Below are 13,062 nucleotides of genomic sequence, written 5' to 3' on the forward strand. Positions count from 1 at the left end.
AGTTTACTTTGACGCATTCATTGACCTTGCTACAATTCATATCTGGATTAACAAACTATTATTAGTGGGATAGGTTCATGTAATTGCGTTCCTGGGCACCATGAAATTATTGCATTTTCTCAAATCCAGACCAGTCATTATAGTTTTAGCAATTGCAGTAAACATCACTGTTATTGATATACATTCTTCTAGTTCAAATCTTCCTATAGACAAGAGTAAAATTACTCAGTTCCAACCACAGATTCAACTTGTTCACACACTGACTGGGCATAAAAAAGTGACTTTTGGTGTTCGAGCAGTTGCGATCAGTCCTTCGGGGCAAACCCTGATTAGTGGAGGTAGAGATGATACGATTAAATTCTGGAATTTACGTACTGGAAAATTACTGCATAGTTTAGACGCTCACTCAGATGGTATTACTTCAATTGCGATTAGTCCAGATGGCAAGAGGATTGTAACTGGTGGGATAAGCACCCCAACAATGAAGGTTTGGGATTTACGCACTTTCCTTTTGCTTAACAGCGACAGTGGACATACCCAACCAGTAGAAACCATTGCGATTAGTTCAGATGGTAGATTTATTGCTAGTGGGAGTGACGATCGTACAATCAAGCTTTGGGATTTACACACGCTTAAGCTGCTTGATAGTATTGCTGCACACTCAGGATTTGTGAGTAAAGTTGCATTTAGCCCTGATATGCAAACCCTTGTAAGTGCTGGGGGTGGCGATGATAATACAATTAGGCTGATTGATTTACAAACCAAAAAAACACGCCATATTCTCAAAGGACACAAAACCGGAGTTGATGCTATTGCCATCACTCCAGATAGCAAAAAGCTTGTTAGTGGTAGTTTTGGTCAGCTAGTTTCTCGAAATCGTGCAATTAGTACCCTGAAGTTATGGAATCTTCAAAGTGGAAAACTGCTGCATGAGTTTACTGATAATTTTAGTTCAGTTGAATCGCTTGCCATCAGCCCCGATGGGAAAATTCTGATTTGCGGCAATTATGATGGCACTATTAAACTGTGGAGTTTAGAGACTTTAAAACTATTGCACACATGGAGAGATGGTTCCAGTTCGGTTTTAGGGCTTGCTCTGAGCCGGGATGGTAAAACCCTTGCTAGTAGCAATGAGGATAGTACTATACATATTTGGCAATTTAAATAACTGCATTGTTTAACTACAATATAAAACTTAAGAAAAGTGTCAAATCTGAATTCCTGTTTTCCGGTCTAGTTTTTTAAAAGCGCTCGCATGGTGGCGGATATGATCTTCAATAAAACTGGCGATGAAATAATAACTGTGGTTATAGCCTTCTTGGTAACGCAAGTTTAGCGGCTGGTTAACATCTGTACAAACTTGCTTAAACACCTCTGGCAGTAATTGTTTAGCTAAAAATTTATCACAAGTCCCTTGATCAATAAGAATTGAACTGTGATAACCTACTTGCTTGACTAATTCACTAGCATCATAAGCACGCCAATTTTCTTGATTGCTGCCAAGATAACCACTAAAAGCCTTTCGACCCCAAGGACAACGCATAGGTGCAGCGATCGGTGCAAAGGCTGATACTGATTTGTAGAGTTCTGGGTTTCTCATTGCACAGACAAGTGCCCCATGTCCGCCCATCGAATGACCGAAAATGCCTTGTTTATTAGGTTGGGTGGGGAAATTTGCAGTAATTAAAGCAGGTAATTCCTGGACGATATAACTATACATTTGGTAGTTTTGACGCCACGGTTCTTCTGTAGCATCAACATAAAAACCTGCACCAGTGCCAAAGTCCCAGTCATCATCCTCACCTGCAATGCCAGTATTACGCGGACTGGTATCTGGTGCAACCAATATCAAACCGTACTCAGCGGCAAAGCGCTGCACTCCTCCCGCCTTCGCCATAAAATTCTCTTCCGTGCAAGTTAATCCAGAGAGGAAATAGAGAATCGGTACAGGATTTTGAGTTGCTTGTGGTGGTTGATAGATGCTAAAGCGCATTTCAGCGTTACAGGTGGAGGAGTGATGACTGTAGAAACCGAGTTTGCCACCAAAGCTTTTATGTTCTGAAATCAGGTTGAGGTTAGCCATTAGTTATATTCTGCTTTCCTGAGCGGCTGCGGAGAATGGTTATTTTAGCGTAGTAGTTCGCTTTCGTGACGAAAGCGGGGAAAAGGGTAAGGGGGAAGGTGGGGCCCCCACGAAGTAAAGGATTTGGGGAAGGGGGAAGAGTTAAAGGGATAGAATTTTCCCTTCCCCTTTAACATGCACCCCAACCGGAAAGCAAAAGTTACTTTTGCCAAGATGTCTTTTTAACTAGGCAATCCCGATGCCCCCTGTTACACCATAAACTTCTCCGGTGATGTAGCTGCCTTCTTGGGAAGCAAGCAACACATACACAGGAGCAATTTCCACAGGTTGCCCGGGTCTTCCGAGGGGAACTTCAGAACCAAATTTCTCGATCTTATCCTGGGTCTGACCACCACTCGGCTGTAGCGGTGTCCAGAATGGACCAGGTGCGACTGCATTAACGCGCACTCCCTTGTGGATCATCTGTTTGGCGAGAGATTTACTGAAATTCTCAATGCCAGCTTTGGTCATCGCATAGTCAAGCAGACTCGCTGAAGGTTGATATGCCTGAATCGAAGTGGTGTTAATAATTGATGCTCCGGGCAAAAGATGTGGAATGGCAGCTTTGGTAATCCAAAATAGCGCATAGAGGTTTGTCTTCATCACTTTATCGAAATGCTCAGTCGTGATATCGCTAATTGATGGGTAAGATGTCTGTGCGCCAGCATTGTTCACCAGAATATCTAAACCGTTCAAAGATTGCACTGCATCTGTCACCAGCTTTTGGCAAAAATGCTCGTCGGTGATGTCACCCGGAAGCGCAACCGCTTTGCGCCCTGATTGTTCAATCAATTGGATCACCTCTTGAGCATCAGCCTCTTCGCTCTTAAGATAGCCGATAGCGACATCAGCACCTTCCCGCGCAAATGCGATCGCAACAGCACGCCCGATACCAGAATCAGCTCCAGTGACCAATGCCTTCCGACCTGCAAGCTTTCCACATCCAATGTAGCTCTGCTCACCGTGATCCGGTTGGGGCTGCATCTTTTGAGCAAGTCCTGGTACGGGCTGCGGTTGTTGAGGAAAGGGCGGAGCGGGATATTGCTGCCGGGGGTCTTGCATCTCTAATCGATCGTCTTTCATCACTTAGTTGTTTTGATAGTTTTTGCAATTCAAGACTCAAGTATCAAGCATTGGGGAAAACGATTCCTCACCCTTTGAGCAGAATAATGTTCACGCCAAGCCTGTGAACAAAAGGCTCGTGAATTGCGTGAGCGCCAAGCTCGTCCACTAAAATTTGAATTTTTACTCGCTCTGCGGTAAACGAACGCGAGTAGCGTCTCGTAGAGTAGAGAGGAAATCCAAGCGACACCAATCGTCGTAGACATCGCATACAAAAAAGCCCAGTCATCTCATAACTGGGCTTTTAGCTATTTCAATGAATCATTGGAGGTAGAGTAGTTTCACTCTATGCAGCAGGTTGTTCAAGATTAACCTTGACAACTTTGTTCTTTTCTTGCTCAGTTTTAGGCAATATTAGATTCAAGATACCATTTTTATAATCTGCCGTAACCTTAGTGTTTTGAACCCGAACTGATAGAGGAATTACGCGTTTAAATTTACCGTAATTAAACTCACTTCTAGTAACACCTTTTTCCTCTGTTTTTGTTTCAGACTTGCGCTCACCGCTAATGTGAACAGCGTCTTCGGTGACTTGAATATCTAAATCTTTAGCTTCCAGTCCTGGCAGTTCTAGCTTCAAATGAATAGCATCATCAGTTTCTTGTAGTTCAGCCGCAGGAACTCTGATAAAATCTCTGTTAAATCGTGCAGATGGTACTCTGGTATCTCCAAATAAGCCGTTGATGTGACGTTCAAAAGCGTTCAATTCTTGCCAGGGGTTGTAACGAACTAGTGCCATAACTCTTTCTCAGAAAAATTCAGTTCTTGTTTAATCGTTTTTGCACTTGGTTTTGTGCTTATGTATTCATAATAAATATGCTTAAAACTCCTGTCCATTCGGTTTTTATCACCAAATAATTGATGATTACCGTACCCTTGTAGGCATTAAAAAAGATTACGGTTTCCTCTAATTTTTTGGTTCGGCAAACCCGAATAATAACTATTAATACCAATAATAATCAACTAATTATTCTGCTATTGAAGGGGATAGTACAGTTAGGCGAGCTGATAATGGCCAAGGTGGGGCAGAGATTTCAGCTTCTGTGTCTCGAACACGAGTAATCAACAATAGTGTTCCATTTGGAGCAATGACAGAGGTAACTGAAGAAATAACTGGAGAACGCACATCTGACAATTCACCATTGGGTACAGTTGTGAATCTGGCTTCTAGCGTGCAATAAAAAACTGCCATAGACGTAAGCTGGAGGAGTTTAATTATTTCATATTAACTTGACACAAATATGACAAACTTATAACAAAAATATGACTAAATTTTTGAACTGAAAAGCTTGTTTAAAGTCAGGAAATAAAAGAAATTTATCGAGATAAAAGTGATAAAATTTTGACAATCAAGACTCATAAATGAGAATGAGGAAATTTATTATATGAATCGGATTTTTTCTCAAAGATTACTAGGGTTAGCAGGTGTATCATTTTTGCTTTGTTCGTCTCAATTAGCAATGGCACTTGTACCCTTAAACGTTGCAATTATCGTCAATAGTGGTTCTACAAATACGATTGGATACCGGATTTACGTATCACCGATTGGAGAAGTTAATTATGTTGATGGGAAAGGCTCTCATCAAGGTAAATTGTCCCAAAAACTCACAAAAAAGTTCTTTCGTGACGTGAAGATTGCTGAACCTTTATCTAATTTACCAGTTCAACAAAGTTGCGTAAAATCTGTTTCTTTTGGTACAATAACTACCATTAAGTTAGCCGATCAGCAGTCGCAAGATATCAGTTGTCCTGGCAATCCTAAAGCTCAAATATTAGATAATGACGTTATTGCAATTGCCAAAGCTTTAAACGTAGTTAATGTTCCAAAGAGCCAAGGACAGCCACTCCCACCGCAGAATTTTTAGGTAGTCTTAGATACAAGATAGCCAGGAGAGCAACGCGAAAAAGTGAGATCCTCGTGAAATAGGCAGTTATTGCTGGGGGAGTAAAGAGATAAATAAGCGTATTTTTTACTACTGAAATAGATTACTTATACACTTATTTCTTTCTCTTCCCTTACCTCAAGAGCCTCCCTGCTTGTGCGAGGAATTATAGACAACCGAAAATAACAGAAACTTGTACTCTATAAATAGACTGCTGAGGATGCTATTAAAGAAAGTACAATCACATGGCTTCATTTGATAAATTTCTGTACCATCGGAGTGTGCGCCCTCTCGATATGGTGCAAGGTGTAGTTACTTCTATCCTGCTACACTCTATTTTTTTAGTGGGGAGCAAATATTGGTACAGAGCTTTGATGCATGAGCCGAAGCAAGAAATTAGCCAAGAGATTCCAATCGAGATAGTTGAAGTTCCTCCTCAGAAAACAGACATAACTTCTCCTTCCTCATTGAGGGCTACCAAAAATTCTCTTGCTGGCGGTAAAGCTTTGCCAAAAAGACCTATTTCTGTGGTGAAGTCAGCGAATCTGGTAGGACAGAAAGCCGATAACGAGCGTTCTTTTGACTTAACAGCCTCATCTCCTCTCAAGGTATTCCAGACAGGACGGCAGCAGCAGAAAACGGAATTACCAAATCGATCTGGTCAACAACCGCAATTCAAATCTCCAAAAACGGCATCAGCATCTGCAAGCAAGACACAAGTATCTAACTCTCAAAAAATTGCAGTAGTACCAATGACCACACCACTGCCAGTTCCATTTTTTAAAACAGCACCCAATCCAAAGCAAAGACCTTCAGCATCTGCAACTACAGCGCAAGTATCTAACTCTCAAAAAATTGCAGTAGCACCGATTACTACGGCACAGCCAGTTCCGCATCTGAAAACAGCACCTTTGACAACACCTTTAGTACTTAACCCAAAACAAATACCTTCAGCACCTTCAACCACGGCACAACTACCTAATTCTAAGAAAATTGCAGTAGCACCCGTGACTAGACCACAGCCAGCCCAGTTGGGAAAAACAGCATTTGAAAGAGCTACGACACTACCAGTACCCAGGAATCCGAAGAAGTTAAGGCAGTCGAGAGTTGGATTCAGTGGGCAAACACCGACTCAAGCTCAGTCATCTCTAAAAACAGGTGCGGCAAGTTTGTTGGGTGGTACTGTGGGTGTATCTAGTCAGAATTATCGCGGCGATCAACTTGCAGATGTGCCTAATTCCAACCGCGATCGCATTGGGACTTCTGGTGTTGATGCCAGCAGTCAAGATGTAGACCTCACCTCTTACTTAAACAAATTAAAGAAACGCGTTCAGCAGCAGTGGCTACCAGGAATGAGCCAGTCTAATCGGCGAACGGTGCTTAACTTCACTATTAATCGTTCAGGTGAAGTTAACAATCTCAATATTGTACAAACCTCTGGATTTCGTGTGACTGATGAAGTAGCAATGAATGCGATACAGCGAGCTGCACCTTTTGCACCTTTGCCCACAGGATATCGCAAGAACTACATTGATATTGAATTTACATTTGATATCAATGTTTATGGCGAACTAAATTTATGGAGGGATGGTGGCTAGCAACAGGAAAACAAAGGCAGCAGCACAAAATATCGGGGGGGGGGGAGCAATGCTCTAACAGTGAGATGGGTAAGCTGGCGTTGCAAAGGAGGCAGGGGAATCAAACTTTAATTAGGAATTATGAATGATAAATTAATAATTATTTTGAATTCCGCCTTGTGGTACTAGTGGTATCTAGCGGTTCCTCTGAGCGCTAAAGTCTGATATGACTGTAATTGTCCAAACAGGGGAGTACGGATAAATCCTGATGTTTTTTGAGTCGTCAAAATGGCTTCAGTAATGAAGGAAGTTTCTTTTTTGCCGATAGCTAGATTGATAATTGGTAACAAGAAGCTCAGTTTGACTATATTTCCTCCAATGTCAGGGTTTGGTGGTTTGCTAATAATTACCGTCAGTAGTGTACCAATATCAGTATCTAATGTCTGAATTTGCTCGCCACTAAAATGCTGGTAAATGTTTTGTGTTCTGTAATCAAGCTGTGAAACTTCATTGAGAATTGAATACTTTATCTGAGTGCCTTTGCCCTCAAGCTCAAACTCATTTGGTCGTTGCACAACAATTGCTTGTGCTGGTTTTGTGGATTTAGGCATCAAAAAAGAAACCAATGATGTCGTGCTTCCGCCAGTCACAAAGGTAAGAGCAGTTTTGAGAATTTGACGGCGGGGAGAATTTGGGGGTATATCTTTGAGGTTAGGGTTAAGGTTCATAATTGAGAAATACTAGAAGTAAAATTCAAATGATTATTTTTTCCCGACTCAACTGTGTGTAATTAAGTCAGTTAAGTTTTTGACTCATTCCGAATTCCAATAGATTAGTTCATTAATTAAGAGTTCTTTTTTTTTTAAGATTTTATTTACACTTATGTCAATGTTGTGTGATAAATATGTCAAAACTGTATAGTTTCACAAATTGATGCCTTTGGATTTGTGAGGGGGTTGGATTGGCTCAGTGCCTAATTAAGACATCTTGCAAAAGTTCCTTTTGCAAAATGTCAGGGTGCAGTATTTAATAAACTCCCTGTAAATAAAGCCCTGGATTTTTCTCAGGGCTTTTGAAATCGAACAGCAATTGTCCAGTTAAAAATATACAAGGAATTTTTTTAAGTGTATCGTTTTACTGACTATTGCTCTAACCAGTTAAGCAGCCCAAGCGAAGTAGCGCCTCCGACAAAGTGAGCGCCAATCAGATTGACATTTGCCAAAACCACAAAAATATCTAGAGACCGAATGACATTTTCAGGTCTATAGACTGCTATTGTTTGAGGCAGAGCTAGGGTTTTCGCTAATACAGCAATAACAGTCACTTCAGATGCTAAAAAAGCTAACAATAGCCCTATAAAACTGACAATTAACCCAATTTGTAATACTTGAATTACATCCTGTTTACTTGGATGTAATTCCCGATTAGGCGACTGTAAAAGTTTGTCTAAACGTCTGTAGCGGTTCATCCAGTAAAGTCGGAAACACAGCACTAAAATTCCAATAATTCCCAAAAATACTCCAAAACCCATAACCGAATTCGTTGTTGTTTGGACAGTGACGTTGCGGCTAAATATAGCCAGTAACAAAGTCAAGATAGAAACGGTGCCTAATGCTAACTGTATCCAAAAGCTAATTGGTCTTACTACACCGAAAGTGGCTGCAAATTTTCGTTTAGTTGGTACAGGTAAGTATGAATTTAGGTCATTTGTCATCTTTATTCTCCTGAAACTTACGCCAATTTATCATTGCAGTCGAAACTTCTACGCATTGCCTATGTAGATACTTATCGAAGAAGGCTTTTACTCTATTGTCTAAAGGCAGTACCAAAGTACCAAAGTCACCATGCCCAGCACCTTTGACAGTAACAAAATAACTCAATACGCAAACCTTTCGTAATACTGTCTCCAGACGAGCAGCCTGAGCGTAGGAAACCGTGCGCTCCTCAGTGCCGTGCACAGTCAGAACTGGTGGGCCGTTCGCAGTAACATACGTAACTACCGAAGCAAACTTCGCTTTGCGTGTATTCTCGCTCAGGAGACCGCCGATGAGCTGCGCTTTTGGAGCGTCCGCTCTGGTACAATCAATGTCGCTGGACTGACCGATGATCGCGAGGATTTCCGACACACCGAAGAAATTTGCAACACTAGCAACCTTGCTGCTCACTCCCTTATAAAGGCCGATTTCACCTTCGAGTTCTGGCACGTCACTACTTACACCAAGCATTAAGACCAATCAATAACATTAAAATACTCAGATAAATCTTGAACAAGTATCTAATTGCTGAGATGAAAGGAGTAAAGCATATTCATATATGGGTATATTCAAAGATATACTCTTACTGGATCTGCTCTTTTGATACAAATAACACTGTTTACTCGGACTATATACTGCAAAACCGTAGCGCTTGCTGTTCTTAAGGCAGGATATGGCAACGGTAGGGGGAAGGTAAATATTGAGTTATAAATATTACACAAATAACGTGCTTTACTGGCAACAAGATGAAGAAACTGGACATTCAGTAATTAGCTTGGCTGAGTTAGGAGAACAGTGGTTATGGTGTTTTTTGGATGAGCAGGCAAAAAACTATTAAAGTGAGGCGAACGCGCTTCACTGCCCTTTGAGCGTGATTGCTGTCTTCCCAACGTCTCAGTCAATAGCCCTTTTAGGGAGACAGCTTTGACTTGTCGCCCAAAAACAGTATCATCTGAAATTTTATGCGAAAAATTATTATTGGGGTTATGGGGAGAGGAGAAAATGCGACAGCAAATGATTTACAAAATGCTTATATATTGGGTCAAGTAATTGCCAAACAAGGATGGGTTTTGCTCACTGGTGGTAGAAATGTAGGGGTAATGGATGCAGTAAGTAAAGGTGCAAAATCTGCTGATGGTTTAACTATTGGTATTCTTCCAGGTGAGAATAAAGATGGTATTTCCTCTTGGGTAGATATTGCTATTTTCACAGACATGGGTAATTCTAGAAACAATATTAATGTTCTTACCAGTGATGTGATAATTGCTTGCGGTCTGGGTGCAGAAACCGCTTCACAAATTGCTCTAGCTTTGAAAGCAAATAAGCAAGTAATTTTGTTGAATAATGATGAAGAAAGTCAACTTTTCTTTAAAAAACTGTCGCCAGAAAATGTTTATATTGTGGAGAGTGTGGAGCAGGCGATCGCCACTGCCAAAACAATTTTATCTTAGTTACGAATTACTGAATCAGTAAAGTCTTCTCAAATTGGAAGGCTCTCGAATTGATTGGGTTTGAATCCCCATCTGTTGCGTTAGCTTCCCGAAATTTAAATTATATTCCGGATCAGACTGCTCCAAGAGAGTGTATGTATAAAAAAGAGAACTACATTCCCAGATGATTAACCAAATTACCGCCTTAGAATCCTGTTGGCATATTTCTCCTGGGTGGGGTAAGGAAATGCATCCACTAGCAGTGAGAATGTTAGAAAAAGTTTTGTTGCCAATCTCAGACTTATCAGGTTATTGCTGTGGTGTTGAGTGGTCAGGACAAGAATGGATTTATGCAATTGTTTGCCAGAATGAAACTCTCTACTTAGCTGAACAAGAATTTCATACAACAAATGTACTAGAAAAGTCCACTGTTTCTACTCCAGCTTTTAGATTGGGGGACATAGTTGAGGTTGATTTCGGTGAACGACCGACACGCCGTATTATTCAAGGAATTTTTAGTCTCAAAGATAATTGGTTTTATGGGGTAGAGTGGCGCTCCCCAACTTTAGAAGAAGTGTCTACCCAAAGCAGAACAATATGGCTTGCTGATGTTGATTTAGTTAATGTTAGTGTATAACTATTGTCATTTGATATTCAAGAGTAAGGCTATAGGTTACTATCACCCGATCGTCATGGTTTTGAGTGAGTTTAAGATGTCATCACTATCCAGGGAATTTTCCATTGGTTGAGCCACATCTTCAGCATTTCCTACGAGTTGGGGTTCTGCTGCATCTGAAAGTGGCGATACTACAATAGTAGATGTTTCCGATTTTACCTCGTTTTTCTTAGGCATTAGACCGACCATTAACTACATCAGAACAAGCATATATAAGTAGTTTATCGAGCCGTGTACAACTGAGTGCAACAAACGCAATTTTTACCTACAGCTATGGAGACTTTCGAGGTGAACCCAAGGAAGTTCTAGAAAAGTATTTCGACATCATGTTATAGATGGCGAATTGGGGGACGCGACAATTAATGTTTCGTTTCCCTAAAACTGTAGTTGCTCCATCAGTTTTTGAGCCTTATTGTTTAGCTGATAAAATTACAGTATCAAGTAGCACAAACTATGTAATTGTGGATATCAGTATCCAGGATGAAGAATATGGAAATTGGATAGAAGGAGAGGGATGGCTAGCGAAATTAGTGCAATTGCGTGATGATATTTTACAAGGAGATTACTGAGTTTTCTATCTGGCTTGGTTAAAAGCAGCTTCAATAGCAATTGAAGAAGGGGAAGATGAAGAAGATTTAGTTGAACCACCTGTCCCAGCAAACTTGAAAAAGTTACCTGATGCGATTGAGGCTTTTATAGAGTTATTTGATATTGACCAGGATTTGATTGCATCCCCATTTTCTAAGAAAGATTCTACATCTTGCTGATTTCTAATAAATGTTTCATAGATATAAAGAAGTAAAGAAAGCGTCTAAAATATGAAGATTGCGTCTTGCTCCAGCAGTTGTGTTTAGACAACACGATAGGGTTTAAGAATGATCTGAGGAATAGTAGGGTCGTCAAAGTTAGGTACTCGATATAATTTATTATGTAGTCTAGTTATTAGTCTACGCACGACTAAAAAAAACAGAGTATGACAATCTTACAAGTTGTGGATAAAGAGTTTTCAGAAGTTCCCGTCATTGATATTAGTCCATTGGTTTCTCAAAGTAGCAACTCCAGTGATGTAATTGCAGACCAAATTAGACAAGCTCTCCAAGATTACGGTTTCTTCTATATCGTCGGACATGGAGTTGATGAGCAACTACAAAAGCAGTTAGAACATCTCAGCCAACAGTTTTTCGCGCAGGATGTAGAAACAAAATTGAAGATTCGGATGGCTCTTGGTGGTAAAGCATGGCGAGGATATTTCCCCGTGGGTAATGAGTTGACATCAGGTAGACCGGACTTAAAAGAAGGTATTTATTTCGGTACAGAACTAGAATCAGACCACCCACTTGTGAAAACTGGTGTACCAATGCACGGTCGAAATCTTTTTCCATCCAATATTCCCCAATTTCGGGAAACAGTGCTGGATTATATAGACTCAATGACCAGACTTGGACACGCCCTAATGGCTGGTATTGCTCTAAGTTTGGGGTTAGAAAAGTCCTACTTTGCAGACCTTTATACGAAAAACCCATTGATATTATTTCGGATTTTCAATTACCCTCCTAATTCATCATTATCTGAATCTAAATGGGGCGTTGGCGAACATACAGATTATGGAGTATTGACTATACTAAAACAAGATGATGTCGGTGGATTACAAGTCAAATTAAAGTCTGGTTGGATAGATGCACCTCCTATTCCTGGTTCATTCGTATGCAACATTGGGGATATGCTCGATCGTATGACACAAGGACTGTATCGCTCAACACCCCACCGCGTTCAGAACCGATCAACAAGTAATCGCTTGTCATTTCCATTCTTCTTTGATCCCAATTTCAACATTGAAGTCAAACCCATTGAACTCAACGGCATAGTAGTGAATGACGATCAAAGCGATCGCTGGGATAAAGCTAGTGTCCATGAATTTCACGGAACTTATGGCGATTATCTTCTGAATAAAGTCTCCAAAGTATTTCCAGAACTGCGCCAAACAGCGTTTTAGAGTGCTGTACATGGATAGCACGACGTTGAGCCAATGCTGAGTAAAAGTTACTGCTCAAAAGAAACTCCAATTACGTCAAAAAGTTTGTTAGCAACATCTAAGGAAATTGATTTAGCCCACGCCATAATTACCTCCCAATCCCGGAAAAAACTTACTCCAAACACTTTGCTCTTTTGAGGCTAACTCTTCTGAACCTAAAACATTCTCTAGCCCTCGCTGATTACTCTGAATCTCCCGCTGAGAGCGTGAATAGTTTGGGCTAACTCTGGATTCTCTTCTAACAGTTCGGCTTCAAGCTCTAACTCCTGCTGCAACAATTGGGCGTTTCGACGCAAGAACATCTCCTGATTATGTCGCTGTCTGATTTGTGATTCAGTCAGGTGTAATTGTTCTTCAAAACTTAAATTGTCGTATTCGTCGTTATACATGAACCTATCCCACTAATAATATTTTGTTAATCCAGATATGAATTGTAGCAAGGTCAATGAATGCGTCAAAGTAAACT

General features: G+C 40.6%; 17 protein-coding genes. 8 read left to right on the plus strand and 9 right to left on the minus strand.

Annotated elements, in window-relative coordinates:
* The first annotated feature begins 100 nt into the window (after nucleotides 1-100).
* Nucleotides 101-1,168 carry a WD40 repeat domain-containing protein gene (locus HWQ43_RS30430; protein WP_292740590.1) on the plus strand — a complete coding sequence of 356 codons (1,068 nt, stop codon included), beginning with the start codon at nucleotides 101-103 and terminating at the stop codon, nucleotides 1,166-1,168.
* A 39-nt stretch (nucleotides 1,169-1,207) separates the two neighbouring features.
* On the opposite strand, the gene fghA is transcribed toward HWQ43_RS30430, so the two are convergent.
* The 4 genes from fghA to HWQ43_RS30450 all read right to left on the minus strand — a co-directional run bounded on the left by fghA (nucleotide 1,208) and on the right by HWQ43_RS30450 (nucleotide 4,436).
* A complete protein-coding gene (gene fghA / locus HWQ43_RS30435) occupies nucleotides 1,208-2,083 on the minus strand; it encodes an S-formylglutathione hydrolase (protein WP_292740592.1) in 876 nt (291 codons plus the stop codon).
* 225 nt (nucleotides 2,084-2,308) lie between these two features.
* Nucleotides 2,309-3,205: an SDR family oxidoreductase gene (locus HWQ43_RS30440; protein ID WP_292740594.1), complete on the minus strand. Its 897-nt coding sequence runs from the start codon at nucleotides 3,203-3,205 to the stop codon at nucleotides 2,309-2,311.
* A gap of 325 nt (nucleotides 3,206-3,530) precedes the next feature.
* Nucleotides 3,531-3,983: an Hsp20/alpha crystallin family protein gene (locus tag HWQ43_RS30445; protein WP_292740595.1), complete on the minus strand. Its 453-nt coding sequence runs from the start codon at nucleotides 3,981-3,983 to the stop codon at nucleotides 3,531-3,533.
* 228 nt (nucleotides 3,984-4,211) lie between these two features.
* Nucleotides 4,212-4,436, minus strand: coding sequence for a hypothetical protein (locus HWQ43_RS30450; RefSeq protein ID WP_292740597.1), 225 nt, complete (start codon nucleotides 4,434-4,436; stop codon nucleotides 4,212-4,214).
* 193 nt (nucleotides 4,437-4,629) lie between these two features.
* Between HWQ43_RS30450 and HWQ43_RS30455 the strand changes: the two genes are divergently transcribed.
* Together HWQ43_RS30455 and HWQ43_RS30460 are read left to right on the plus strand one after the other, a co-directional pair.
* The gene (locus HWQ43_RS30455) at nucleotides 4,630-5,109 is read left to right on the plus strand and encodes a hypothetical protein (protein ID WP_292740599.1); all 480 of its coding nucleotides are present in this window, start codon (nucleotides 4,630-4,632) and stop codon (nucleotides 5,107-5,109) included.
* A 263-nt stretch (nucleotides 5,110-5,372) separates the two neighbouring features.
* On the plus strand, nucleotides 5,373-6,725 hold the full coding sequence (locus HWQ43_RS30460) for a TonB family protein (protein ID WP_292740601.1): 1,353 nt from the start codon (nucleotides 5,373-5,375) through the stop codon (nucleotides 6,723-6,725).
* A gap of 164 nt (nucleotides 6,726-6,889) precedes the next feature.
* Here the strand turns inward: HWQ43_RS30460 and HWQ43_RS30465 are convergent, their stop codons facing one another.
* The 3 genes from HWQ43_RS30465 to HWQ43_RS30475 all read right to left on the minus strand — a co-directional run bounded on the left by HWQ43_RS30465 (nucleotide 6,890) and on the right by HWQ43_RS30475 (nucleotide 8,929).
* Nucleotides 6,890-7,432 carry a hypothetical protein gene (locus tag HWQ43_RS30465; protein ID WP_292740603.1) on the minus strand — a complete coding sequence of 181 codons (543 nt, stop codon included), beginning with the start codon at nucleotides 7,430-7,432 and terminating at the stop codon, nucleotides 6,890-6,892.
* A gap of 413 nt (nucleotides 7,433-7,845) precedes the next feature.
* Nucleotides 7,846-8,418 carry a DUF3611 family protein gene (locus tag HWQ43_RS30470; protein ID WP_292740605.1) on the minus strand — a complete coding sequence of 191 codons (573 nt, stop codon included), beginning with the start codon at nucleotides 8,416-8,418 and terminating at the stop codon, nucleotides 7,846-7,848.
* The gene (locus HWQ43_RS30475; protein WP_366932935.1) at nucleotides 8,408-8,929 is read right to left on the minus strand and encodes a hypothetical protein; all 522 of its coding nucleotides are present in this window, start codon (nucleotides 8,927-8,929) and stop codon (nucleotides 8,408-8,410) included. Before HWQ43_RS30475 ends, HWQ43_RS30470 begins: the two co-directional genes overlap by 11 nt.
* Before the next feature lie 229 nt (nucleotides 8,930-9,158).
* Between HWQ43_RS30475 and HWQ43_RS30480 the strand changes: the two genes are divergently transcribed.
* The 3 genes from HWQ43_RS30480 (at nucleotide 9,159) to HWQ43_RS30490 (ending at nucleotide 10,525) form a co-directional block, all read left to right on the plus strand.
* A complete protein-coding gene (locus HWQ43_RS30480) occupies nucleotides 9,159-9,296 on the plus strand; it encodes a hypothetical protein (RefSeq protein WP_292740609.1) in 138 nt (45 codons plus the stop codon).
* Between the two features lie 124 nt (nucleotides 9,297-9,420).
* Nucleotides 9,421-9,909 carry a cytochrome gene (locus HWQ43_RS30485; RefSeq protein WP_292740610.1) on the plus strand — a complete coding sequence of 163 codons (489 nt, stop codon included), beginning with the start codon at nucleotides 9,421-9,423 and terminating at the stop codon, nucleotides 9,907-9,909.
* 163 nt (nucleotides 9,910-10,072) lie between these two features.
* A complete protein-coding gene (locus HWQ43_RS30490; protein ID WP_292740611.1) occupies nucleotides 10,073-10,525 on the plus strand; it encodes a DUF1392 family protein in 453 nt (150 codons plus the stop codon).
* 42 nt (nucleotides 10,526-10,567) lie between these two features.
* Here HWQ43_RS30490 and HWQ43_RS30495 read toward each other — a convergent pair whose 3' ends face one another.
* Nucleotides 10,568-10,741, minus strand: coding sequence for a hypothetical protein (locus HWQ43_RS30495; RefSeq protein ID WP_292740612.1), 174 nt, complete (start codon nucleotides 10,739-10,741; stop codon nucleotides 10,568-10,570).
* Between the two features lie 158 nt (nucleotides 10,742-10,899).
* Here HWQ43_RS30495 and HWQ43_RS30500 point away from each other — a divergent pair, with 158 nt between their 5' ends.
* Together HWQ43_RS30500 and HWQ43_RS30505 are read left to right on the plus strand one after the other, a co-directional pair.
* Nucleotides 10,900-11,133: a hypothetical protein gene (locus HWQ43_RS30500; protein WP_292740614.1), complete on the plus strand. Its 234-nt coding sequence runs from the start codon at nucleotides 10,900-10,902 to the stop codon at nucleotides 11,131-11,133.
* A 404-nt stretch (nucleotides 11,134-11,537) separates the two neighbouring features.
* Nucleotides 11,538-12,557, plus strand: a complete 1,020-nt coding sequence (locus HWQ43_RS30505; RefSeq protein WP_292740616.1) for a 2-oxoglutarate and iron-dependent oxygenase domain-containing protein — start codon at nucleotides 11,538-11,540, stop codon at nucleotides 12,555-12,557.
* A 206-nt stretch (nucleotides 12,558-12,763) separates the two neighbouring features.
* Here the strand turns inward: HWQ43_RS30505 and HWQ43_RS30510 are convergent, their stop codons facing one another.
* Nucleotides 12,764-12,985, minus strand: a complete 222-nt coding sequence (locus tag HWQ43_RS30510) for a hypothetical protein (RefSeq protein WP_292740618.1) — start codon at nucleotides 12,983-12,985, stop codon at nucleotides 12,764-12,766.
* Nucleotides 12,986-13,062 lie beyond the last annotated feature (77 nt).

The organism is Nostoc sp. JL31 (assembly GCF_017114965.1).
GTDB lineage: Bacteria > Cyanobacteriota > Cyanobacteriia > Cyanobacteriales > Nostocaceae > Nostoc > Nostoc punctiforme_A.

Excerpts from the sequence above, each read along its gene's own strand:
- HWQ43_RS30490 (WP_292740611.1), top strand. The coding sequence starts at position 10,073 with ATGATTAACCAAATTACCGCCTTAGAATCCTGTTGGCATATTTCTCCT.
- HWQ43_RS30465 (WP_292740603.1), bottom strand. The coding sequence starts at position 7,432 with ATGAACCTTAACCCTAACCTCAAAGATATACCCCCAAATTCTCCCCGC.
- HWQ43_RS30460 (WP_292740601.1), top strand. The coding sequence starts at position 5,373 with ATGGCTTCATTTGATAAATTTCTGTACCATCGGAGTGTGCGCCCTCTC.
- HWQ43_RS30440 (WP_292740594.1), bottom strand. The coding sequence starts at position 3,205 with ATGAAAGACGATCGATTAGAGATGCAAGACCCCCGGCAGCAATATCCC.
- HWQ43_RS30455 (WP_292740599.1), top strand. The coding sequence starts at position 4,630 with ATGAATCGGATTTTTTCTCAAAGATTACTAGGGTTAGCAGGTGTATCA.
- HWQ43_RS30495 (WP_292740612.1), bottom strand. The coding sequence starts at position 10,741 with ATGCCTAAGAAAAACGAGGTAAAATCGGAAACATCTACTATTGTAGTA.
- HWQ43_RS30470 (WP_292740605.1), bottom strand. The coding sequence starts at position 8,418 with ATGACAAATGACCTAAATTCATACTTACCTGTACCAACTAAACGAAAA.
- HWQ43_RS30445 (WP_292740595.1), bottom strand. The coding sequence starts at position 3,983 with ATGGCACTAGTTCGTTACAACCCCTGGCAAGAATTGAACGCTTTTGAA.
- HWQ43_RS30450 (WP_292740597.1), bottom strand. The coding sequence starts at position 4,436 with ATGGCAGTTTTTTATTGCACGCTAGAAGCCAGATTCACAACTGTACCC.
- HWQ43_RS30510 (WP_292740618.1), bottom strand. The coding sequence starts at position 12,985 with ATGTATAACGACGAATACGACAATTTAAGTTTTGAAGAACAATTACAC.
- HWQ43_RS30430 (WP_292740590.1), top strand. The coding sequence starts at position 101 with ATGAAATTATTGCATTTTCTCAAATCCAGACCAGTCATTATAGTTTTA.
- fghA (WP_292740592.1), bottom strand. The coding sequence starts at position 2,083 with ATGGCTAACCTCAACCTGATTTCAGAACATAAAAGCTTTGGTGGCAAA.
- HWQ43_RS30485 (WP_292740610.1), top strand. The coding sequence starts at position 9,421 with ATGCGAAAAATTATTATTGGGGTTATGGGGAGAGGAGAAAATGCGACA.
- HWQ43_RS30500 (WP_292740614.1), top strand. The coding sequence starts at position 10,900 with ATGGCGAATTGGGGGACGCGACAATTAATGTTTCGTTTCCCTAAAACT.
- HWQ43_RS30475 (WP_366932935.1), bottom strand. The coding sequence starts at position 8,929 with ATGCTTGGTGTAAGTAGTGACGTGCCAGAACTCGAAGGTGAAATCGGC.
- HWQ43_RS30505 (WP_292740616.1), top strand. The coding sequence starts at position 11,538 with ATGACAATCTTACAAGTTGTGGATAAAGAGTTTTCAGAAGTTCCCGTC.